The organism is Kitasatospora papulosa, from assembly GCF_000717245.1.
Lineage (GTDB): Bacteria > Actinomycetota > Actinomycetes > Streptomycetales > Streptomycetaceae > Streptomyces > Streptomyces papulosus.
Window position 1 is genome coordinate 1,169,950 of the sequence record NZ_JNYQ01000004.1, and the last position, 21,578, is coordinate 1,191,527.

Annotated in this window: 24 protein-coding genes; 10 read left to right on the plus strand and 14 right to left on the minus strand. The window is 70.7% G+C overall.

Features of this window, described 5'->3' with window-relative positions; all coding sequences use genetic code 11:
- Positions 1–4: 4 nt before the first annotated feature.
- The 5 genes from IA22_RS0116670 to IA22_RS0116690 form a co-directional block, all read right to left on the minus strand.
- Positions 5–1,516 (minus strand): ABC transporter substrate-binding protein, encoded by a 1,512-nt coding sequence (locus tag IA22_RS0116670; protein WP_030124020.1) that lies wholly within the window; start codon positions 1,514–1,516, stop codon positions 5–7.
- Positions 1,517–1,543: 27 nt separating this feature from the next.
- The gene (locus IA22_RS0116675; protein ID WP_030124021.1) at positions 1,544–2,152 is read right to left on the minus strand and encodes a GNAT family N-acetyltransferase; all 609 of its coding nucleotides are present in this window, start codon (positions 2,150–2,152) and stop codon (positions 1,544–1,546) included.
- 152 nt (positions 2,153–2,304) lie between these two features.
- A complete protein-coding gene (gene ispF, locus IA22_RS0116680; RefSeq protein WP_014154892.1) occupies positions 2,305–2,823 on the minus strand; it encodes a 2-C-methyl-D-erythritol 2,4-cyclodiphosphate synthase in 519 nt (172 codons plus the stop codon).
- The gene (ispD, locus tag IA22_RS0116685; protein ID WP_030124022.1) at positions 2,813–3,577 is read right to left on the minus strand and encodes a 2-C-methyl-D-erythritol 4-phosphate cytidylyltransferase; all 765 of its coding nucleotides are present in this window, start codon (positions 3,575–3,577) and stop codon (positions 2,813–2,815) included. Before ispD ends, ispF begins: the two co-directional genes overlap by 11 nt.
- Positions 3,578–3,975: 398 nt before the next feature.
- Positions 3,976–4,458: a CarD family transcriptional regulator gene (locus IA22_RS0116690; RefSeq protein WP_006380568.1), complete on the minus strand. Its 483-nt coding sequence runs from the start codon at positions 4,456–4,458 to the stop codon at positions 3,976–3,978.
- 661 nt (positions 4,459–5,119) lie between these two features.
- Between IA22_RS0116690 and IA22_RS0116695 the strand changes: the two genes are divergently transcribed.
- Positions 5,120–5,776, plus strand: a complete 657-nt coding sequence (locus IA22_RS0116695; RefSeq protein WP_014154894.1) for a hypothetical protein — start codon at positions 5,120–5,122, stop codon at positions 5,774–5,776.
- Positions 5,777–5,843: 67 nt separating this feature from the next.
- Here the strand turns inward: IA22_RS0116695 and phoP are convergent, their stop codons facing one another.
- Together phoP and phoR are read right to left on the minus strand one after the other, a co-directional pair.
- The gene (phoP, locus tag IA22_RS0116700) at positions 5,844–6,515 is read right to left on the minus strand and encodes a two-component system response regulator PhoP (protein ID WP_465269737.1); all 672 of its coding nucleotides are present in this window, start codon (positions 6,513–6,515) and stop codon (positions 5,844–5,846) included.
- Positions 6,516–6,520: 5 nt separating this feature from the next.
- Entirely contained in the window at positions 6,521–7,789 is a 1,269-nt protein-coding gene (gene phoR / locus IA22_RS0116705; protein WP_014154895.1) for a two-component system sensor histidine kinase PhoR, read from the minus strand.
- Between the two features lie 201 nt (positions 7,790–7,990).
- Between phoR and phoU the strand changes: the two genes are divergently transcribed.
- Entirely contained in the window at positions 7,991–8,668 is a 678-nt protein-coding gene (phoU, locus tag IA22_RS0116710) for a phosphate signaling complex protein PhoU (RefSeq protein ID WP_014154896.1), read from the plus strand.
- A gap of 300 nt (positions 8,669–8,968) precedes the next feature.
- Positions 8,969–9,109: a hypothetical protein gene (locus tag IA22_RS37130; RefSeq protein WP_014154897.1), complete on the plus strand. Its 141-nt coding sequence runs from the start codon at positions 8,969–8,971 to the stop codon at positions 9,107–9,109.
- Positions 9,110–9,261: 152 nt separating this feature from the next.
- Here IA22_RS37130 and IA22_RS0116720 read toward each other — a convergent pair whose 3' ends face one another.
- Complete coding sequence (locus IA22_RS0116720) at positions 9,262–10,539, minus strand: MDR family MFS transporter (protein ID WP_030124023.1); 1,278 nt, start codon at positions 10,537–10,539, stop codon at positions 9,262–9,264.
- Positions 10,540–10,761: 222 nt separating this feature from the next.
- Here IA22_RS0116720 and IA22_RS0116725 point away from each other — a divergent pair, with 222 nt between their 5' ends.
- Positions 10,762–11,523 carry a phosphoglyceromutase gene (locus IA22_RS0116725; RefSeq protein ID WP_014154899.1) on the plus strand — a complete coding sequence of 254 codons (762 nt, stop codon included), beginning with the start codon at positions 10,762–10,764 and terminating at the stop codon, positions 11,521–11,523.
- A gap of 104 nt (positions 11,524–11,627) precedes the next feature.
- Here IA22_RS0116725 and IA22_RS0116730 read toward each other — a convergent pair whose 3' ends face one another.
- Positions 11,628–11,903: a ribosomal protein L7/L12 gene (locus IA22_RS0116730; RefSeq protein ID WP_030124024.1), complete on the minus strand. Its 276-nt coding sequence runs from the start codon at positions 11,901–11,903 to the stop codon at positions 11,628–11,630.
- A 314-nt stretch (positions 11,904–12,217) separates the two neighbouring features.
- Positions 12,218–12,586 (minus strand): DUF6193 family natural product biosynthesis protein, encoded by a 369-nt coding sequence (locus IA22_RS34130; protein ID WP_038272334.1) that lies wholly within the window; start codon positions 12,584–12,586, stop codon positions 12,218–12,220.
- A gap of 276 nt (positions 12,587–12,862) precedes the next feature.
- Here IA22_RS34130 and IA22_RS0116740 point away from each other — a divergent pair, with 276 nt between their 5' ends.
- Entirely contained in the window at positions 12,863–13,111 is a 249-nt protein-coding gene (locus IA22_RS0116740; RefSeq protein ID WP_014154902.1) for a hypothetical protein, read from the plus strand.
- Positions 13,108–13,350, plus strand: a complete 243-nt coding sequence (locus tag IA22_RS0116745) for a hypothetical protein (protein ID WP_014154903.1) — start codon at positions 13,108–13,110, stop codon at positions 13,348–13,350. The genes IA22_RS0116740 and IA22_RS0116745 overlap by 4 nt, the downstream gene beginning before the upstream one ends.
- A 79-nt stretch (positions 13,351–13,429) precedes the next feature.
- Here the strand turns inward: IA22_RS0116745 and IA22_RS0116750 are convergent, their stop codons facing one another.
- A complete protein-coding gene (locus tag IA22_RS0116750) occupies positions 13,430–13,942 on the minus strand; it encodes a MarR family winged helix-turn-helix transcriptional regulator (RefSeq protein ID WP_033248205.1) in 513 nt (170 codons plus the stop codon).
- Positions 13,943–14,134: 192 nt separating this feature from the next.
- Here IA22_RS0116750 and IA22_RS0116755 point away from each other — a divergent pair, with 192 nt between their 5' ends.
- A complete protein-coding gene (locus IA22_RS0116755) occupies positions 14,135–15,058 on the plus strand; it encodes an EamA family transporter (protein ID WP_014154905.1) in 924 nt (307 codons plus the stop codon).
- A 37-nt stretch (positions 15,059–15,095) separates the two neighbouring features.
- Here IA22_RS0116755 and IA22_RS0116760 read toward each other — a convergent pair whose 3' ends face one another.
- The gene (locus IA22_RS0116760) at positions 15,096–15,875 is read right to left on the minus strand and encodes a hypothetical protein (RefSeq protein ID WP_014154906.1); all 780 of its coding nucleotides are present in this window, start codon (positions 15,873–15,875) and stop codon (positions 15,096–15,098) included.
- Between the two features lie 221 nt (positions 15,876–16,096).
- Here IA22_RS0116760 and IA22_RS0116765 point away from each other — a divergent pair, with 221 nt between their 5' ends.
- On the plus strand, positions 16,097–17,068 hold the full coding sequence (locus tag IA22_RS0116765; protein WP_030124027.1) for a phosphotransferase family protein: 972 nt from the start codon (positions 16,097–16,099) through the stop codon (positions 17,066–17,068).
- Between the two features lie 55 nt (positions 17,069–17,123).
- Here IA22_RS0116765 and IA22_RS0116770 read toward each other — a convergent pair whose 3' ends face one another.
- Together IA22_RS0116770 and mshA are read right to left on the minus strand one after the other, a co-directional pair.
- Positions 17,124–17,630 carry a type III secretion system chaperone family protein gene (locus IA22_RS0116770; protein WP_015578165.1) on the minus strand — a complete coding sequence of 169 codons (507 nt, stop codon included), beginning with the start codon at positions 17,628–17,630 and terminating at the stop codon, positions 17,124–17,126.
- A 165-nt stretch (positions 17,631–17,795) separates the two neighbouring features.
- The gene (gene mshA / locus IA22_RS0116775) at positions 17,796–19,145 is read right to left on the minus strand and encodes a D-inositol-3-phosphate glycosyltransferase (RefSeq protein WP_030124028.1); all 1,350 of its coding nucleotides are present in this window, start codon (positions 19,143–19,145) and stop codon (positions 17,796–17,798) included.
- Between the two features lie 193 nt (positions 19,146–19,338).
- On the opposite strand from mshA, the gene IA22_RS0116780 reads away from it, so the two are divergent.
- Together IA22_RS0116780 and IA22_RS0116785 are read left to right on the plus strand one after the other, a co-directional pair.
- Positions 19,339–20,124, plus strand: coding sequence for a class I SAM-dependent methyltransferase (locus IA22_RS0116780; RefSeq protein ID WP_030124029.1), 786 nt, complete (start codon positions 19,339–19,341; stop codon positions 20,122–20,124).
- A 231-nt stretch (positions 20,125–20,355) separates the two neighbouring features.
- Positions 20,356–21,423 (plus strand): C40 family peptidase, encoded by a 1,068-nt coding sequence (locus tag IA22_RS0116785; protein ID WP_030124030.1) that lies wholly within the window; start codon positions 20,356–20,358, stop codon positions 21,421–21,423.
- Positions 21,424–21,578: the final 155 nt, after the last annotated feature.

The window sequence follows — 21,578 nt, forward strand, 5'->3', positions numbered from 1 at the left end:
CCGGTCATCCGACGTGGGTGTCGGCGGTGATGAGGGTGCGTTCCATCGGGTCGAGTGCGACGCCTTCGACCCGGGCGTCGTCGTAGCCCTGGACGAAGCGCTCGTGGACGAGCGGTACGAGCGCGTCGGCTCCCAGGACGGCGGCCTCGGCGGTCATCCCCGCACTGTGGCGGGCGTCGGTGGCGCGCAGTGAGGCCGCCTTGTCGACGGCCGCGTCGACGTCCTTGTCGCACAGCTGGGAGATGTTGAAGCTGCCGTCGCAGGTGAAGTCGGAGGCGAGGTAGGAGACGGGGTCGGCGGTGTCCAGGAGGGTGTTGCGGGCCTGGATGAACGCGTCGTACTTCCCGGCGAGCGCGTCGGCTTCCATCTGCGCGTAGTCGCGGACCACCTGCTCGACGGTGAAGCCGCGCTTCTCGAGCTGCTGCTGGACGAGTGTCGCGACCTCGGGGAGCTCGGGCCGGTTGGTGTAGGTGGCAAGGACGATCTTCTTCGTCTCCGCCACCTTCTCGGGGCTCGCGGCCGGGGTGCGTCCGGTGGGTGCGGTGCGCTTGCCGGCGGCCCAGGGGATGCCGGGGCCGAGGAGCCCCTTGGCGGTGTCCGCACGGCCCTCGTACACCCCGTCGACCAGGGCCTTGGAGTCGATGGCCTCGCGGGCGGCGGCGCGCATGGCGGGATCGGCGAAGACACCGCGCACGGTGTTGAGGGAGAGGCCGTTGGTCCGGGCGGAGGGGAACTCGTGGACGTAGGAGTCACCGAGCAGGGACGCCTGTGCGATCGGTACGTACTCGGCGACGTCGACGGTCTTCGTGCGCAGCGCGTTGGCGCGGGCGGTGCCGTCGGCGGCGAAGGTGACGTCGACGCCGGGGGCCTTCGCCTTGCCGCCCCAGTAGTCGGCGTTGCGCTCGAGGGTGGCGGAGACGGCGCCCTTGACGCCGGTCAGGGTGAACGGCCCGGTGGCGTGCCCGGCGGGGTTCGCCCTGCCGTTCTCGTAGGCGCCGGCGGACAGGATCGTGAGCGACGGGTTGGCGAGCCGCTGCGGGAGGAGGGGGTCCTCGCCCTTGGTGACGATCCGTACGGTGCCGGGTCCGGCGGCCGTGGCCGTCAGGGGGGTGTCGGACAGCACCCGGGGCAGCGGGGACGCCTTGCCCGCGGCGGTGAGGGAGCGGACGACGGCGTCCGCGTCGACCTTCGTACCGTCCTGGAAGACCGCGTCGCGGAGGGTGAAGGTCCAGGTGGTGGGGTTGTCCTGCTTCCAGGAGGTGGCGAGGGCGGGCTCGGCTGCCCCGTTCCTGTCGAGGGTGGTGAGGCCCTCGATGACGGCGAGCCGGCTGAGGGTGACCGCGTCGTCGCCGTAGGGGGACATGGCCTGGGCGGGCGGGAAGGCCATGACGACCCGGAGCCGCTGTGCGTCGCCGGACGCCCCGGAACCGCTCGACGAGGAGCAGGCGGCGAGCGGGAGGAGCAGGGCGGCGGTGGCGGCGGCCACCGTCAGCGGGGTGCGACGGGACGTAGGCATGAGGAGGACCCTATATGAAAACGATTATCATCCGATATTTGCGGTGATCAGCCCTGCGGAAGCGGGCATCGGCAGTTCGAAGTGGATGATGCCCTGACCCCCGTCCGGCAGCGCGCGCTCGTCGCAGACCTCGTGGGCGAGTGACCGCCAGAACGGCTCGGCACCCGGCACGGCCGGATCGGTGTGCAGATAGAGCGAGGTGTAGCCGCCCGCCCGCGCGGCGAACTCCCCGAGCTCCCGCACCAGCATGCGTGCCAGACCGTGCCTGCGGTGCTCGGGGCGTACGTAGATCCGGCAGAGCTGGGCCGTCGAACCGGAGGGGAAGCGGTCGGCCACCCACCGCGGATTGGGCGGGGACTGCGGACCCCGGTCCCGCACCGCACCGGTCGCCACGACCTCGCCGTCGCGCACGACGACCATGAGCGTGCAGCGCGCGGGGCGCAGATAGGAACCTTCGAGGTCGATGATGTCGGCGTGCCAGCGGGGCACGTAGCCGGAGCGCAGGTCGTGGTAGACGGTGTCCAGCATGACGGCCCGCGCGCCACCGACGTCCTGTGCGGTGGCGGTCCGCAGGACGTAGCCGGACGCACCGGCCGGCACGTCCGGCACCCTCGTCGCCCCGGCGGTCGCACTCATCACGGACGCTCACCCTCGCTCTACGCCGATACGGAACCTCACCTGCCAGGTCAGCGTACGTGCAACCGATGTGCAATAAGAAGGCGGGGCCTCGTGGCGCGGCGATCCTCCGCCGCACCACGAGGCCCCGCCTCCGCTCGGACTCCCCCGCGTCAGTCCTCTGCGCGGTAGACCAGAGCCGTCGCGATGCCCGCGATGCCCTCGCCCCGGCCGGTGAAGCCGAGACCGTCGGAGGTGGCGGCCGACAGCGAGACGGGTGCGCCCACCGCGTCCGACAGCACCTTCTGGGCCTCGTCGCGCCGCTTGCCGATCTTCGGACGGAGACCGACGACCTGCACCGCGACGTTGCCGATCCCGAAGCCCTCGGCACGCACGATCCGCGCGGCCTCGGTGAGCAGGGTGACGCCGGACGCTCCCGACCACTCCGGGCGGCCGGTACCGAAGTGCTGACCCAGGTCGCCGAGCCCGGCCGCGGAGAACAGGGCGTTGCAGGCCGCGTGGGCCACGACGTCGGCGTCGGAGTGCCCGGCGAGTCCGGGCCCCTCGCCCTCCCACAGCAGCCCGGCGCACCAGAGCTCGCGGCCCTCCTCGAAGGCGTGGATGTCGGTGCCGATGCCCACGAGCGGGATCACGGGGGCCGGCCGACGCTGCTTCACCGCCTCAGAATCCATCGTTCGCCCTCCGGCGTGCGAGAACGGCCTCCGCCAGGACCAGGTCCAGGGGGCGGGTCACCTTGAACGCCTCCTCATGGCCCGGCACGACGACGACGGGCGCGCCCAGCCGCTCGACCATGCCCGCGTCGTCGGTCGCGCCCTCACCGTCGACGGCCACACTCTCGTGCGCGCGGACGAGCGTGTCCCGGTCGAAGCCCTGAGGCGTCTGCACGGCCCGCAGCCGCGCCCGTACGGGAGTCGAGAGGACCGGCTCCGGCACTCCCGGCTCCGCCGGCTCGACCTCCTTGACCGTGTCGGCGAGGGGAAGCGCGGGAACGACGGCCGGAGCCCCGTCCCGCACGGCCTCGATGACGGCGTCCACGGTGTCGACGGGCACCAGGGGCCGGGCCGCGTCATGGACGAGGACGACGGAGACGTCGTCCGGCAGGGCGTCGAGGCCGAGCCTCACGGACTCCTGTCGCGTGGCCCCGCCGGGCACGACGACGTAGTCGGTGCGCTCGGGCAGCGCGTGCCCGTCGATGAGGTTCTTGACCTCGGCCGCGCCGTCCGGGGGCGCGACCAGGACCACGAGGGTGACGGCCCGTGAGGCCGCCATGGCGCGCACGGCGTGGATCAGCATGGGGGTACCGCCGAGCGCGCGCAGCGCCTTCGGGGTACCGGGTCCCATCCGCACACCGCGGCCCGCCGCGGGGATCACCGCGGCGGTACGGGAAGGGCTCGGTTCAGCAGGCGTCGGTGACATCGATGACATCGGTTGCACTCCGCAGCTTCGGCAGGTTTGTTTCCACCGCCGACATGGGTATGGCCTGGGCGTACCCCGACCGTAGGTTGGGGAATGAGCCGTGCGCGATGCTCGACCCGACCGGGACCCCTTCCGTGACCCCTGGTCGGCCGAGCCGCAGCGGGGCTCGGTGGAGATGGCTCTCGGTGGACATGGCTGGAGGGACGGGGGCGCGGCGTCGGCTCCGCGGGTGGACGGTTTTCCGGACGGACCGCCGGTGCGATCCGGGTGGATCTTCCGTTCGGATCCGAACATGCCGCAGCGCCCGACGACTCACCGTGCATACGGCTCGTCAGCGGGCACCGCGGCATATCTTCTAGGACCGGATTCGGTTCGCCGGCGTCATCCGGTCACCGGTGTCGTCCGGTTCAGGACGCGAGGACCTCGTCGAGCAGGGCCTCGGCCTTGTCCTCGTTCGTGTTCTCCGCGAGAGCGAGCTCGCTCACCAGGATCTGGCGGGCCTTGGCGAGCATGCGCTTCTCACCAGCGGAGAGTCCACGCTCACGCTCGCGACGCCACAGGTCACGCACCACTTCGGCGACCTTGATGACATCGCCGGAGGCGAGCTTCTCAAGATTTGCCTTGTAGCGACGGGACCAGTTCGTCGGCTCCTCGGCATACGGTGCGCGCAGCACCTCGAAGACCCGGTCCAGGCCTTCCTGCCCGACTACGTCGCGCACACCGACGAACTCCGCATTGTCTGCCGGTACGCGGACCGTCAAGTCGCCTTGGGCGACCTTGAGCACCAAGTAGGTCTTGTCCACGCCTTTGATCTGGCGAGTTTCGATAGCCTCGATCAGCGCGGCCCCGTGATGGGGATAGACCACGGTGTCGCCAACCTTGAACGTCATGTGACAGGTACCCCTTCCGTGGCTATCCAGAGTAACACGAGAACAGCATCTCCTGAATGGCGTTTTCGCAGGTCAGGGCATATCTCGGGGCTTGACAACTGCGACACGAACGTGCTGCGAGAGGCTTCCGGAAGGCGATATTCGCAGGTCGGAGCGGGCGCGTGGCCACCCCGAAACACACGCGTCACACATGCCGGAAGACCTCCAGAAGGGGCTGAACGTCCCGTTTTGTCGGTTTCCGCGTGGTGAACTTTCCGTACTCCGTTCGGACGTCGATCACTCGTACGGCCCTAAGCGTCGATGGCCAATGAAATTGATCAACGGCCGGAGCGGGTGGATTATGCGCGGGAAATACGCCGCGGTCCGGAAATCGATCATCGGCCGATCAACACACTGATCAGCCGCGTTTTGTGAACGCGGCGCGAATCCGCACCGTGGGAAGGACGGCCGTGACGCGACGGAGCGATGTCCGAACCGCCGGCGGACGGTGCCGGTCCACAGGTCGGAGGACGCCAGGGGGCGGGTCGGGTGCGGGCCCGGGACGACGGCTCGGTAACCTGAGCCCGCTGACACACACTTAGGGCGGCTTTACGGCCGCTCGGGCCTCCTGTCCGCAGAGTCCGAAGTCCGCAGTCCGAACGTTCAAGGAGTTGCCGCCGCCGTGAGCCGCAGCCTTCGACACGGCGCCCTCGCCGCCACTGCCCTCGTGTTCCCGATCGCCGCACTGTCCGCGTGCAGTGCCGGCAACGACGCGCAGACGCTTCAGGTCAGGCCGGACAACGCAGCCACCGCTGTCGACAACATCAAGATCCAGAACCTGAACATCATCACCCAGCCCGAGGCGGACGCCGAAGGCCCGGCGGTCGTCGCCGCGACCCTCTTCAACGACGGCACGAAGCAGGAGGTCGTGGAGAAGATCGCCCTCCCCGGCACCGGCACCACGGTGAAGCTGCAGGCCGCCAAGGGCAAGGGACCGCTCGTGGTCCCGGCCGGCGGACGGGTCGTCATCGGCGGCAAGAACAACGCCTCGGCGGTGATCGAGGACGGCCGCAAGGCCGGGGCCAACGGCAACGTCCAGGCCGTCGCCTTCACGTTCAGCGAGACGGGCGACATCGAGCTCGGCGCCGCCATCGTCCCGGCGACCAGCTTCTTCGAGGGCTTCGGCCCGAGCGCGCTGCCGTCGCCGAAGCCCACGCCCTCCACGTCCGCGTCGGACTCCGCCTCGGAGACGCCGGGTGAAGCCTCCGAGACGCCGGGCGAAGGGTCGGAGAGCCCCTCGGGCACGGCCACGCCGACCGGCGAAGCCACCACCGGCTGATCACGTACGTCGCGCGCGTGGGGGTGCCTCCGACGGAGGCACCCCCACGTTGCTCGCGGCTCGCGGCCTACGGCTCGAACTTGTAGCCCAGGCCGCGCACCGTCACCAGGTAGCGCGGTGCTCCCGGGTCGGGCTCGATCTTGGCGCGCAGCCGCTTGACGTGCACGTCCAGGGTCTTGGTGTCGCCCACGTAGTCGGCGCCCCAGACCCGGTCGATCAGCTGCATGCGCGTCAGCACGCGCCCCGCGTTGCGCAGGAGCATCTCGAGAAGGTCGAACTCCTTCAGCGGGAGGTCGACCTTGCCGCCGGAGACCGTGACGACGTGGCGGTCCACGTCCATCCGGACCGGGCCGGCCTCCAGAGCGGCGGGGGTGACCTCCTCGGGCTCCCCGCGGCGGCGCAGGACCGCACGGATGCGGGCCACCAGCTCCCGCGAGGAGAAGGGCTTGGTCACGTAGTCGTCGGCTCCTATTTCCAGGCCGACGACCTTGTCGATCTCGCTGTCCTTGGCGGTCACCATGATCACCGGGACGTTGGACCGGACGCGCAGCTGCCGGCAGACCTCCGTACCGGGCAGGCCCGGCAGCATCAGGTCGAGCAGCACGAGGTCGGCACCGTTGCGCTCGAACTCGTCGAGGCCGTCCGGGCCGGTGGCCGCGATGGCCACCTCGAAGCCTTCCTTGCGGAGCATGTAGGACAGGGCGTCGCTGAAGGATTCCTCATCCTCGACGACAAGCACTCGGGTCACGGAAGAGCCTCCGGGGCGGGGAATGGTTCAAAAGAATCGGTCTCGTACGGCCCGTCGCCGTCAACAGCGTCGTTGACGACCAGGGGTCCGCCGGTGGTACGACCCCGTACGACGCCCGACTCGGGCAGCCGCAGGGTGAACGTGGAGCCCTGTCCCTCAGAGCTCCATACGGTGACCTCCCCGCCGTGCGAGGCGGCCACGTGCTTGACGATGGCGAGGCCGAGACCGGTGCCACCGGTGGCCCGTGAGCGGGCCGGGTCGACGCGGTAGAACCGCTCGAAGACGCGTTCACGGTCCTTCTCGGAGATGCCGAAGCCCTGGTCGGTCACGGCTATCTCGATCAGATCCCCGCCGGGTGCGGCCATCTTCCGCGCGGCGATGCCGACACGGGTGCGGGCGGGGCTGTAGTTGACGGCATTCTCCACCAGATTGCCGAGGGCGGCCGCGAGCTGGCTCCGGTTCCCCCAGACGAAGAGGTCCGCGGTACCGCCCGAGGCCATGGTGATCTGCTTCGAACCGGCCTGCTGGCGGCACCGGTCGATGGCCTCGTCGACCAGCTCCTCCACCCGTACGGGCTCGGCGTCCTCCAGCGGGTCGTCGTTCTGCACCCGGGAGAGGTCGATGAGCTCCTGCACGAGGTTGGTCAGCCGGGTCGCCTCGATCTCCATGCGGCCGGCGAACCGCTGCACCGCCTCCGGGTCGTCGGAAGCATCCATGACGGCCTCGGAGAGCAGGGAGAGCGCGCCGACCGGGGTCTTGAGCTCATGGCTGACGTTGGCGACGAAGTCGCGCCGTACCGCCTCTATGCGGCGGGCCTCCGTGAGGTCCTCGACGAGCAGCAGGACCAGGCGTGAGCCCAGCGGGGCGACCCGGGCGGAGACGGCCAGCGCCTCGCCCCGGCCCGTCCCGCGGCGCGGGAGGTCCAGCTCGACCTGTCGTATCTCACCGTCACGCCGGGTGTCCCTGGCCATGTGCAGCATGGGCTCGACCGCCAGGCGCCCGCCCCGGACCAGCCCCAGCGCGTACGCGGCGGAGCTGGCCTTGACCACGCTGTCGCTCTCGTCGAGCACGACGGCGGAGGAGCTGAGCACGGAGAGGACCGTGTCCACGCCCGGGGGGAGCGCGGCGTTGCCGTCGGGGCGCAGGGAGGTACGTGTCGGGCGCTTCTGCTCGCGTTCGCTCCAGCGGAACGCCAGCATGGCGATCACACCGGTGCAGAGCCCGGCGATCGCGGCAGCTGCGGCGACCGCCGCGTTCACGTCCATGCTTCAAGGTTATGCGGGCTCGCCGACACTCTCCCAGCCATCCGGGTGCCATCTCGAACACTCGTCGCCCAGAGTTCACCAAGGGGATAGTGACGGTTCACTTCGGGGGCCGGATCCCGACGCGTTGGCCCCCCACCGTGGCAACGTGGGGGTCGGCCCCAAGAGACCCCGGCCTCAGCAAGGATCTGGAGAGGGACTTCCATGCGCGACGCTTATCACGAGGAACTCGATTCGATCGGCGAGGGCCTGGTCGAGATGGCCCGGCTCGTCGGCTCGGCGATCGGACGGGCCACGACGTCCATGCTCGACGCCGATCTCAAGCTCGCCGAGAGCGTGATCGCCGCGGACCAGAAGGTCGACGACCTGCAGCACGACCTGGAGGCCCGCGCCATCGCGCTGCTGGCCCGCCAGCAGCCGGTCGCCACCGATCTGCGGATCGTGGTCACCTCCCTGCGGATGAGTGCCGACCTGGAGCGCTCGGGCGACCTCGCCCAGCACGTGGCCAAGCTGGCCAGGCTGCGCTTCCCCGAGTCGGCGGTGCCGCACGACCTGCACGCGACCATCCTGGAGATGGGACAGCTCGCCCAGCGGCTCATGGCGAAGGCCGCCGAGGTGATCATCACGAAGGACGTCGACCTGGCGCTCCAGCTGGAGCAGGACGACGACGAGATGGACCTGCTGCACCGGACGCTGTTCCAGCACCTGATGGACGACCGCTGGAAGCACGGCATCGAGACCGCTGTCGACGTCACCCTGCTCGGCCGCTACTACGAGCGCTTCGCCGACCACGCCGTGTCGGTCGCCAAGCGGGTCGTCTACCTGGTCACGGGTGAGCACGCGGACGAGATCCAGGCGGCGGCACCGGTGGAGGGCGCCTGACCGGGACGGCCGTACCGGCGGGGCGCCTGATCAGGGCGGCGGCAACGGCCCAGGGCCTGCCGGAGCAGTGGCACCGGTACAGGGCCTGATCAAGGGGCGGCACCGGTGCAGGGGCGCATGGGGCGCAGTCGTCACGACGGCCGCACCTCAGCTCCAGCGCCTGTGCGCCGTTGATGCGCCCTCCCTGCTGGGCATGCAAGGGGTGCGGGGGCGCTGCGGCATGTCCGCGGCCCCCGTCGTCGGCATGTGTGCCCACGCATGTGCTGTACGCCGTCGAGTCGTACGCCCTGAGGAGGAACCATGGCCGATTCACCCATGACCGAACCCCAGCAGGAGACCCCGACCGAAGTGGTGCACCTGCCCCTGCTGGGCGCCTGCGGCTGCGGCTCGGGCTGCGGGTGCGGCTGCCAGTCCGGCGCGCCCTGCCAGTGCGGCGGCTGAGAGCGGCCTGAGCCCGTGGCGGGCGTCGGTGCCCCACGACGGACGCGTGTTCGTCCCGGGGCACCGACGTCCTGCGCCTCCCGTGCGGCGTAAGGCCTGCAGCTGTTCGCCGCACGTCGGGCGAGGGCGGGCCGGCGCCCGCCCTCCGCACGTCAGACGGTGGGCTCTGCGACCGCCCGCTCCTCGGGGGCGACCGACGCCGACGCGGCGACGACCGGTTCCGGAAGATCCAGTTTCCGCATCAGCAGCCAGTAGCCGAACGCGGCCACGGTGCCCAGGACCGCGCAGGTCCCCCAGAGCCAGGCCGCCCCGTAGTGGTCGATCACGAAGCCGGACATCAGCGGGGCGACGAGCGCCGCGACCGACCAGGACATCGTGTACATGCCCTGGTAGCGGCCCCGGCCGTGGGCCGGTGACAGCTGTACGACGATGCCCGTCTGCGTCGGCGCGTTGACGATCTCGGCGAGGGTCCAGACGCACACCGTCAGCGCGTACACCCCGACCGACCCGGCGAAGGCCGTCAGCCCGAAGCCGCAGCCCGCGATCAGGGACGAGAGGATCAGCAGCAGGCGCGGATCGCGATGCTGGATGAACCGGGTGACGGGGATCTGCAGGGCCACGATCAGCACACCGTTGACGGCGATCGCCGTACCGAAGTCCGAGCTGGACAGCCCGTCCGCGCCCATGGCGACCGGCAGGCCCACGTACCCCTGCTGAAAGATCAGCGCGACCAGGAACGACAGCCCGACGACCCCCATGTAGCGCCCGTCGCGCAGGACCGTGGTCAGCTTCACGTCGTCCGGCGCGGGGGTACCGGCTGCCCGGGGTGCAACCTCGGGCCGGGACTCGGGCACCTTGAGGAAGACGACGACCGCGCAGAGCAGCGTCAGGGCGGCCTCGCCCATGAAGCCGGCGAGGTAGCTGTACTCGGCGATGAACCCGGCCGCGGCGGACGAGACGGCGAACCCCAGGTTGATGGCCCAGTAGTTGAGCGAGAAGGCCCTGACCCGGTCCTCGGGCCGGACGATGTCGGCCATCATCGCCTGCACGGCCGGCCGGGACGCGTTGCTGGCCATACCCACGACGAAGGCCACACCCGCGATGGCCACCGGATGGACCATGAAGCCGAGCACGGCCACGGAGACGGCGGTCGAGAGCTGGGCGATCAGCATCGTCGGACGGCGCCCGAGCCGGTCCGTCATCACCCCGGCCCCCAGGGAGGACACGACCCCGCCGAGCCCGTGGAGGGACGCGACGAGACCGGCGTACGAGGCGGAGTAGCCGCGGTCCAGGGTCAGATAGAGCGCCATGAAGGTGGCGACGAAGGCACCGAGGCGGTTGACCAGCGTGCTGGTCCACAGCCACCAGAACTCCCTGGGGAGACCTGCGACCGTCTCGTGTGCCGCCTTTCTGAGACCGGCGACAGACATGGGTTCCCCCCGGGGCGACGTGCGTGTACGGAATGAGCGCCGGCCTGTCCTGCGTAAGTGGCCCGGCGACGGTCCGAACATTACGAAGAGGAATTCCCCGGTCGCCACCCAATTGACGCCCCCCGTCAATCGTCGGGTCCCGGCCGCACCCCCGGCCCGGGTCCCGGTCCGCCCCTTGGCCAGGCGCGCGGCGGCCGCGCGGGTTCGATTACGCTCGGACCCATGGCCGACGCACCGTACAAGCTGATCCTCCTCCGCCACGGCGAGAGCGAATGGAACGCGAAGAACCTGTTCACCGGATGGGTGGACGTAGACCTCACGGACAAGGGCGAGAAGGAGGCGGTCCGCGGCGGTGAGCTGCTCAAGGACGCCGGCCTGCTCCCCGACGTCGTACACACCTCGCTCCAGAAGCGCGCGATCCGCACCGCCCAGCTCGGGCTGGAGGCCGCCGACCGCCACTGGATCCCCGTGCACCGCTCCTGGCGCCTGAACGAGCGCCACTACGGCGCGCTCCAGGGCAAGGACAAGGCCCAGACGCTCGCCGAGTTCGGCGAGGAGCAGTTCATGCTCTGGCGCCGCTCGTACGACACCCCGCCGCCGGCGCTCGAGGACGGCACCGAGTTCTCGCAGAGCGCCGACCCGCGCTACGCGACGATCCCGCCGGAGCTGCGCCCGCGCACGGAGTGCCTCAAGGACGTCGTCATCCGCATGCTGCCGTACTGGTACGACGGCATCGTCCCGGACCTACTCGACGGCAAGACCGTCCTGGTCGCCGCCCATGGCAACAGCCTGCGCGGCCTGGTGAAGCACCTGGACGGCATCTCCGACGACGCCATCTCGGGCCTCAACATCCCGACCGGCATCCCGCTCGCCTACGAGCTGGACGCCGACTTCCGCCCCCTGAAGCCGGGCGGCACGTACCTGGACCCGGACGCGGCGAAGGCTGCGATCGAGGCCGTGAAGAACCAGGGCAAGAAGAAGTAAGCAGAGCTGGACTGGCCCCCCACCTGCGGGTTCTCCGCGTGGTGGGGGGCTTTTTGGTGCGCTGGGCCGTTTTGTGGGCTGTCGGCCGGTCGATCGGCTCCGCCTCAAGGCTTGAGGAAGTCCGGTTCCGGCTGTGCCCTCACCTGGGCCAGTGCGCCCGCCGCCCGCAGATTCGTGGCAGCCGCCTCAGCGTCTGCCCGATGTACGCCGTCGAGGATCAGAGCGGGAACCTGCGTCGCCAGGACTTTGCTCCGCCAGAGACTCAGGCCGGTCAGCCGGCGCACGACCTGCGCGACGTCCAGCACGCGAATCCCGGGGCCGGTGAGCACGACGTCATGGGGCACGTCGTCGCACACCAGCAGGAAGTAGTCGTCCGCCATGCCCATCTCCCCCTCGGCTTCGGAGCGTACGAGTCCTCAACCCTCGTGTCCTGCACGAGGCAGGCGTGGAGCCGCAGTTGCAGGAACGCGCTCAGATCAAAGCCCCGAAGTGGGCGTCGAACCTACCTCCGTCGTCGGACGTACCAAGCCACTGCCAGCACGATGAGGGTGCTTACCGCGAAGGCCCACAGCGTCGTTGAAGTGCTGCGCGAGGTGTAGGTCAGAGCGAGCATGCCCAGACGGATACCCGGCCCGGGTGGCCCTAGTCGATGGGCGTCCTTCAGCTGGATCCCGGCCTGGGGCCACGCCGGGGTTCAGAGATGCCGGCCTGCCGCGTCGCCGCTCAGTTCCGGGGGCAGGTGGGCCATCACCAGGTCGATGGCGTCCTCGGCCGTCTCCGCCTCGCCGAGGCGGGTTGCGCGACCCGCCGTGTGGACACTGTACGGCGGCTCGCCCAGCACGACGTACGGCAGATCGTCGATCGGCGGCTCGTGCCACGGAGGTGCCTCACGGATGAACTTGAGCGTGCCGTGGGTGTGGAAGGGGAACAGGCCGCGCAGCACGGGCTTCGCGTAGGCGGCAGCCGCGACGGGCGGCAATGTGTCGTCGAACCAGCCTCGGGTCCCCGGTCGGCGTTCAAGCAGCCATGTCCACGCGGTCTCGACGTCAGGAGCCTCAGCCATGGTCGTACGATCCTGCACCTGACGGGCTACCGGCAAGTCGCGTTGGAGCTCAACGAAGTTCATGTGCGGCCCTGTTGGCGAGGTGATCCGGCTCTGCCGGCCGGCCGGGGCGCCGGACTCGATGTCCATCCGGCCCTGAAGTGCCGGGCGCAGGCGGGCGACGAAGGCAGCGGCAACCGCTAACGTGAGCCTTACACCTGCCTGTTACCCCGGGGCGCACCTCTCGCGGCTCGGGCCGGCGGGGTGTGGAGAGCAAGGAGATCGGGGAGAGCGATCATGGGCGAGTCTCTGAAGACCTTCGTCGGCGGTACCGAGGTCGAGGTGCCGAACAGCATTCCCGCGATCCGTGCCGCTCTGCCCGAGGAGAGACGCGAGGAGTTCGACCACGCGATCAACGAGGCCGGGGTGCACGAGATCCAGGCCGTCATGCGGCACTGGATGCTCGAGGCCGTACCCGATCCCGAGGCCGAGCGGATCCTGGACCGGCTCGCCCAGGACGAGGCCGAGAGGCGGAACGTCGCTTGAGTTTCCGCATCTCCTTCGCGCCGCCCGCCGACGACACCCTCGCCAAGATGCGCGACGCCGACTCGTTCCGCGACGAGATGGCGCGCACCTTGGGCTCGGATCCGTACGGACATGCCTCGACCCCCGTGAAGAGTGAACGCGACCGGCGTGAGGCGACGGTGTACGGGGCCATCGTCCTCTACTACGTCTCCGGGTCCGTGCTGACGGTCACCGTGGTCAGGCTCGTACCACTGCCGTAAGGCACCCGCCGCCGGTCCGGCCCTCCGCACCGTGAAGCGCCCACCGCCGGTCCTGCCCTCCGCATCGTGAGGCGGCCGGTCAGCCGAGTCTGACCTGGCGGCCGTTGTCCCCGAGGGACTCCAGCAGTCCGCGCAGGTCGTCCGCGACCCGGGTCCGCTCCTCCTCCGTGAGGCCCGACAGCAGACGGTTCTGGTTGGCCACGTGATCCACCAGCGCCCGGTCGATCAGTTCCCTGCCCGCCTGGGTGAGGGAGACGTGCACGCTGCGGCCGTCCTCCGCCCGTCGGGTGCGTACGACGAGGTCCCGTTCCTCCAGCCGGTCCAGCCGCTGGGTGATCGCGCCGGACGTGACCATGGCGGACCGCATCAGCTCCGCGGGGGTCAGCCGGTGGGGTGCGGGGCTACGTCGCAAGGTGGCGAGGACGTCGAACGCCGCCGGGTCGAGATCGTGCGCGCCGAAGACCACGCGCTGCTCCGCCTCGACGATCCGGGCGAGCCGCTTGATGCGGCCGATCACCGCCATCGACGAGGAGTCCAGTTCGGGGCACTGCTCGGCCCACTGCGCCAGCACGTGGTCCACATGGTCACTCATGGGCGCCAGCATATCTTTGTCTTAGAAGTGAGAATCTTAGAGCTGAGATACCTACTTGCTTAGCGCTAAGCAATAACGCTACGGTCCAGCCATGCCGCAGGACCCTGACTCAGACACCACGACCGCGCCGCAGGCCGTCACCATCCGCGTACGCCGCACCATCCGCCACCACCTGCCCAGGGGCGGGACCCGATGAAGGGCGATCGGATCGCGGCCGACTCCGCGCTCACCGTGCTCGCGCCGCTGGTCTGGGGTTCGACCTACCTCGTCACCACCGAACTGCTGCCGCCGGACCGCCCCTTGCTCGCCGCGACCCTCCGGGCACTGCCCGCCGGTCTGATCCTGCTCGCCATCGGCAGGACCCTGCCACGCGGCGGCTGGTGGTGGCGCGCCGCCGTCCTCGGGACGCTGAACATCGGCGCGTTCCTCTATCTGCTCTTCGTCGCCGCCTACCACCTGCCCGGCGGAGTGGCCGCCCTGGTGATGGCCGTGCAGCCCACGATCGTCCTCGTCCTGTCGGCGCTGCTGCTGAAGGAGCGCATCACCAGGTCGCACGCCGCCGCCTGCGCCCTCGGGATCGTGGGGGTCGGTCTGCTCGCCCTGACCCCCGGTGCGGGTCTGGACGCCGTGGGCGTCGGCGCAGGGCTCCTGGGTGCCGTGAGCATGGCCACCGGTGTCGTGCTGACCAAACGCTGGGGCCGCCCGTCCGGGGTGGGGCTTCTGACTTTCACCGGGTGGCAGTTGACCGCCGGCGGGCTCCTGCTGCTGCCCGTCACGCTGCTCGGCGAGGGCCTGCCCGGTTCGGTGGACGGGCGGAACGTCGCAGGCTTCGCGTACCTCGGCCTTGTCGGCGCGCTGCTCGCCTACGCCGTGTGGTTCCGGGGAGTTGAGCGGCTGCCGGCACTGACCGTGTCCGTACTAGGATTCGCCTCACCGCTCGCGGCGATGGCGCTCGGTTACGTGTTCCTGGGCGAGACCCTGTCCCCGGTCCAGCTCGCCGGCGCGCTGACGGTCGTCGTCGCCGTGGCCCTCGCGCTCCCCCGGGCAAGGAAAGGGCGGGAGCGGGTCTCCCCGCCCCCGCCCTCACGCCGCGAGCCGTTCAGCCGTGCGTCGTGACCCGGACGCCCCGCCCGGACACGCCACCCCGCACGACTCAGCCGAGCTTCTTGACCTGCGCGTCGATCAGCGCGGTCGGGAGGGCGAAGTCGGCGTCCGCGCCCGTCTTGCCGAGGTTGAAGGAGAAGAACGTGGCGACCGTTCCGCCCTGACGCAGGCTCACCAGCTTGAAGGGAGCCGCCTCGTCCCCCTCACCCATCTGCACGCGCCAGGCGAGGGCCTCCTCGCCGCCGGTCACCTTCTCCTCGGTGAGCTTGGTGACCTTCTGCTTCGAGCCCTTCATGGACAGGGTGAACCCACCGGTCGCGCACTTGGCGGCGGACTCGCGGAGCTCGGCGAGGCTCTTCTGCGCACCGTCGCCGTCGTACGAGGCGAGCGTGACCAGCGACGACGTCACGTCGAGCATTCCGGCGAGCAGGTCCTCGGGGTCGGCGGACTCGTCCTTCTTCGGCTCCTGGACGGCCTTGCGCCCGGCGTTGCCGACCGGGCTTCCGCGCTCCACGCCGTAGAAGGCGAACCCGATGGGCTCGCACTCCTTCTTGTCCACGGTGACCTCGCCGGGCTTGGCGATGTCCGCAGGGCCGGTCTTCGTGACCTTGTGGCCGGCGACGTCGCCCTGCTCCAGCGACACCTTCTCCAGCTCGGCCGACGACAGCGCCTTGACCGCCGAGGGCTTGGCGGAGGCGTCGTCCTTGGCCCCCGAGGCGCCGCCGTCACCCTTGGCGTCGGAGTCCGAGCCGCTGCAGGCGGTGGCGAGCAGGGTCAGGGAGGCCGCGGCTGCGGCGAGGGCGGTACGACGTACGACGGTGGCGCGCATGGTGGGTTCATCTCTCCGTACGAAAGGAGCAACAGCGCGGCTCCGGCACCAGATTCGGCCGGGCACGGTGGGGCTGTCGCAGTCCGCCACACTCTACGATCGGTCACCTGTCCGACGATTGCCCCGGACGGCCCGGGGATGTGATCGTGACTCCGTCGTGATCACCCTGTGAAGCGCCTGTGAGGCGATCGACTCCGCAGCTCAGCCATGGGAGCCCGCCCTTGTCCGTCGACGCGGTCCACTCCGTGCTGGAAGCCGTCGGGGCGGGCGAGCCCGCCTCTCTCGAACCACTCGCCGGCGGCACCTACAACACCGTCACCCGCGTGACGTTCGGGGACGGCAGGGACTGGGTGGTGAAGATCCCTCCGGCGCACGCCACCGGACTGAGCTACGAACAGCGCCTGCTCGTCAACGAGGTCACCTTCTACGACGCCGCGATCGGAGCCGGCGACACGATCCCGCAGGTCGTGCACAGCGAGTTCGCCCCGGCCGGGCCGGCAGGGGCGTACGTCGTCATGACGGCGCGTCCGGGGCGCCCCTGGAGTACGGTCGCCGGCGAGCTGACGGTCGACGAGACACGGGCGCTGCGTGCCGGGTTCGGAGCCCTCGTCGGCCGCCTGCACGGTGTGACGGGCCCGTCCGGCTTCGGATATCCGGGCGGAGCCCTCGGGGCGCTCTCCCCCACCTGGCGCGAGGCGTTCACCGTGATGACGGACGCGGTGCTCGCGGACGCCGAGAGGTACCGAGCGCGACTGCCGCGCCCGGCGGAGCGGATACGTGAGGTGCTCGCCGGGGCGTCGGAGGTGCTGGACGAGGTGACCCGGCCCGCCCTGGTCCACTTCGACCTGTGGCAGGGGAACGTCCTCGTGACCGGCCGGCCCGGGGCGCGGCGCATCGGGGGGATCGTCGACGGTGAGCGGATGTTCTGGGGGGACCCGGTCGCCGATCTCGTCTCCACGTCCCTGTTCGGCGACCCGGAGGCGGACGAGGACTTCCTGGCCGGTCACGCGGCGGCCGCCGGCACACCGTTCGTGTTCACGCCGTCGGTGCGGCGGAGACTCGACCTGTACCGCAGCTACCTCTACCTGATCATGCTGACGGAGACCGTGCCCCGGGGTCACGGCCCCGAGGCTCTGGCCCGGACGTGGGAGGCGGTGGCACCGCGGCTCGTCAATGCTCTGGACGAGCTGTAGCCGGCCGGCGCCGGCAAACCGGTCGGCACCGGCGAGCCGGCCGGTGCCGTCGACGTCAGGAAGGCCGCTGCGTCAGATGCGTGAAGGCGTCGAGGTTGCGGGTCGACTCGCCGCGCTCCGTCCGCCAGGCGTACTCCTTGCGGATCGCGCTCGCGAAGCCCAGCTCCAGCAGCGGGTTGAAGGCGCCGTCCGCCGCCTCCAGGACCGACCCCAGCAGCCGGTCGAGCTCCGCGGGGGTGACGACCGAGAGCGGCAGCCTGCCGACGAGATAGATGTCGCCGAGCTGGTCGATGGCGTAACTCACCCCGAAGAGGCGGAGGTTGTGCTCCAGCAGCCATCGGTGCACGGCGGCTTCGTTCTCGTCCGGGTGCCGGATGACGAACGCGTTCAGGGACAGGGAGTGCTGCCCGACGATCAGGGAACAGGTCGTGGACAGCTTGCGGGTGCCGGGCAGCTTCACGACGTAGTTGCCGGGCCCGGGGCTCTCCCATTCGAGCTCCGCGTCGTTCAGCGCCGCCTCGATGACCTGCGCCGCTGCTGCCTCGTCGGATACGTCAGCCATGGTGCGAGCGTACGACAGCCCGCCCGGGCACTCAGCCGGGGTGCGGCCACGGGGGCCGGGCCGCCGGGGGCTCCACAGCCGTGGTCCAGGCGCTCGACAACCGTGGTGCAGGCGCTCGACGGCCGTGGTGCGGAGGGCTGAACGGCCGTGGTGCGGGCCGGATCGTCAGCCGTGGTGCGTGCGGGCCCGGCGCCGGTGGTCGTGCATCGCAGCCGTGTACACGTCGGCGGTGGCCGACGCCGCCGTGTCCCAGCCGAACGACTGGGCGTGCGCGGCCGCGGCCTCGCCCATCCGGCCGGCGAGTTCCGCGCTGTCCGCGAAACGGCCCAGGGCCTGCGCGTACGCCTCCGGTTCGTGGCCGGGGATCAGGAAGCCGCTGACTCCGTCCCGCACGGCGACCGGAAGGCCGCCCACCGCAGCCGCGACGACCGGCGTACCGGCCGCCTGCGCCTCGATGGCGACGAGCCCGAAGGACTCGCTGTACGACGGCATGACCAGCACGGACGCCGCCCGGAACCAGTCCGCGAGCTGGTCCTGCCCGACCGGCGGGTGGAACCGCACGACGTCGGCGATGCCCAGGCGCGCGGCCAGCTTCTGCAGCCCCTCCGGCTTGGCGAGCCCGCTGCCGCTGGGGCCTCCGACGACGGGCACGAGGATGCGGGAGCGCAGCGAGGGATCACGGTCCAGCAGCACGGCGACGGCCCGCAGCAGCACGTCCGGGGCCTTGAGCGGCTGGATACGGCCCGCGAACAGGGGGATCAGCGCGTCCTGCGGCAGACCGAGGCGGGCCCGCGCGGCGGCGCGGCCGTCGCCGGGGCGGAACCGGTCCAGATTGACCCCCGGGTGCACGACGGCGACGGACGCCGGATCCGCCTCGTAGAAGCGGATGAGTTCCTCCGCCTCTCCGGCGGTGTTCGCGATCAGGCGGTCGGAGGCGTGCACGATCTGCGTCTCGCCGATGACGCGGGCGGCGGGCTCCGGGGTGTCGCCCTCGGCGAGCGCAGCGTTCTTGACCTTCGCCATGGTGTGCATGGCGTGCACGAGGGGGACGCCCCAGCGCTGCGCGGCGAGCCAGCCGACCTGGCCGGAAAGCCAGTAGTGGGAGTGGACCAGGTCGTAGTAACCGGGGCGCTGGCCTGCCCATGCCTGCATCACGCCGTGGGTGAAGGCGCAGAGCTGAGCGGGCAGCTCCTCCTTGGCGAGACCCTCGTACGGCCCCGCGTCGACGTGCCGCACGAGCACCCCGGGCGCCAGATCGACCGTGGGGGGAAGTCCGCCGGTGGTGGCCCGGGTGAAGATCTCGACCTCGATGCCGATGGCGGCGAGGCACTTGGCCAGCTCGACGATGTAGACGTTCATGCCACCGGCGTCGCCGGTACCGGGCTGGTGCAGCGGAGAGGTGTGCACGGAGAGCATCGCCACACGGCGCGGCTTGCGGTTTCCGGCGAAACCGCCCGGGAAGCGGATACGGGGTGCCGCACGGCTGCTGCCGAGCCGGGAGACGTACTGGCTCACGGGTCCGCTCCTCCTCGCTCAGGGCATGACACGTACGGGGCACACGGCCCCTTCGAAGCTCCAGAACAGCGGAACTCAGCCTTTCATTTCCACTTTGCCAAATCATTGCGATGCTCACGGGCGTGCCGGAGGGCACCGAGGCCTCCACTGCGCTCGGCATCTGCCCGCCGGTGCGTCGCATACGCTCCCTTTCATGCACCAGCGCCCCATCGGCACCGCGACCCGCGGGACGACCAACCCCAATCGACTGCGCCGCATGGACCGCTGGATCGCCGCCACCCACGGCCCCGCCCTGCGCCGCAGCGACTCGCCCGTCGCGGTGGACCTCGGTTACGGCGCCGCGCCCTGGACGGCCGTCGAACTGCTGGAGCGACTGCGTGCCGTCGAGCCGCGGACAGAGGTCGTGGGCGTCGAGATCGACCCCGGCCGGGTCGCGGCGGCCCAGCCGTACGAGCGTGAGGGCCTCACCTTCGTGCACGGCGGCTTCGAGATCCCCACGGCCGGCCGGCCTGCCCTCATCCGGGCCGCGAACGTCCTGCGCCAGTACGACGAGGGCGAGGTCACCGCGGTCTGGCAGCGGCTGTGCGCCCGGCTCGCCCCCGGAGGACTGCTGGTGGAGGGCACCTGCGACGAGATCGGGCGCCGGCACGTCTGGGTCGCCCTCGGCCCGGAGGGTCCGCGCACCGTCACCTTCGCGACCCGGCTCGGGTCACTGCAGCGGCCCTCGGACCTCGCCGAACGCCTCCCGAAGGCCCTGATCCACCGCAACGTGCCGGGCGAACCGGTGCACGCCTTCCTGCGGGACCTCGACCGCGCGTGGGCCACGGCCTCCCCTTACGCGTCCCTGGGCGCACGCCAGCGCTGGATCGCGGCGGCCCGCGCGGTCTCGGCCGACTGGCCCCTGACGGACGGCGTACGCCGGTGGCGGCAGGGCGAGATCACGGTGCGCTGGTCGGCCCTGCGGCCCGCGACGGGCTGAGCGGGCACCGCGCGGACCCGGTGATGAGACACCGCTGGGTAAGGGGAACGTCGAGAATCCGGGAACGGCGGAGGATCACCGTTCGTCCCCCTGTGTGACGGGGAGGGTGGCGCGAACCTCTGTTGCTTTACGGGACGACATGGCACGATCGCGTCGTCACACAAACGTTACTGACGGTAAGTCAGAATTCCGCGATACGGCTTTCGCGCCTTTCGCCCGGAGGGGGAGCTTGTGAACCGACGCCACTGTGCCACTGCCGCGATCACTCTGGTCTGCGCTCTGGCCCTGCTGACCGCGCCGGTCCAGGCCATGGCCGCTCCGATACCGGAGCCCGGCCCGACAAGCACCGCGCCCGCCGCCGCGGGCAAGAGCCTCGACGAGGTACGCCAGGAGATCGACACCCTCTACCGCATGGCCGGGGCGGCCACGGACGCGTACAACCTCGCCGAGGAGCAGGCGAAGAAGCAGTCCGGCGAGATCGTCCGGCTGACCAAGTCGATCGCCGACGGCCAGGCGAAGATCGCCGAACTGAAGGACAGGGCCGGCGCCCAGGCCCGCGAGCAGTACCGCAACGGCGGACTCCCCCCGGGTGCCCAGCTGGTGCTGAGCGGCGACCCGGATCTCTTCATGGACGGCGTCAACCAGGCCAGGCAGGGCCAGCAGGCCACCAAGGGCATGCTGACCGAACTGGAGCAGGCCCAGGAGGACTTGGAGACGTACACCAAGGACGCCAACCTCAACTGGGAGAAGATCGAGGCCAATCGCGTCAAGCAGGCCAAGGCCAAGAAGAACATCGACGGGAAGATCGAGGCGGCGGAGAAGCTCGAGTCGCAGATGGCCAAGGAGGAGCGGGCCAGACTCCTGGAGCTGGAACAGAACGCCGCGTACACGGCGCAGACCGCATGGCTCTCCTCCGGCGCGCTGAAGGACATCAACCGCGAGGCGAGCGCCGCCGGAAAGCAGGCGGTGGCCTTCGCGACCGGTCAGATAGGCAAGCCGTACGTATGGGGAGCCGAGGGTCCCGGTTCGTACGACTGCTCCGGACTGACCTCGCAGGCCTGGGCGGCGGCGAAGCGGCCGATCCCCCGGACCTCCCAGGAGCAGTGGCGGCAACTGCCCCGCATCCCCGTCCAGGACATGCGCCCCGGCGACCTGATCATCTACCACGGCGACGCCAGCCATGTCGGGATGTACGTCGGCGACGGGCAGATCGTGCACGCGCCGCGGCCCGGCCGGAACGTCACGCTGGCGGGCGCGGGGTCGATGCAGATCCTGGGCGTGGTCCGGCCGGACAAGTAGGCACGCCCGGACGAGGACCCGGGACCCGCCGCCCGGAGACGGGACACCCGGCCGGAGGCACGCGCTCGGTGACCCCCGGCCGGCGACTCCCGGCCGGAGAAACCCGGCGAACGGCACCCCGCGACGGGGTGCACGTGACGCACACCGCAGAGCTC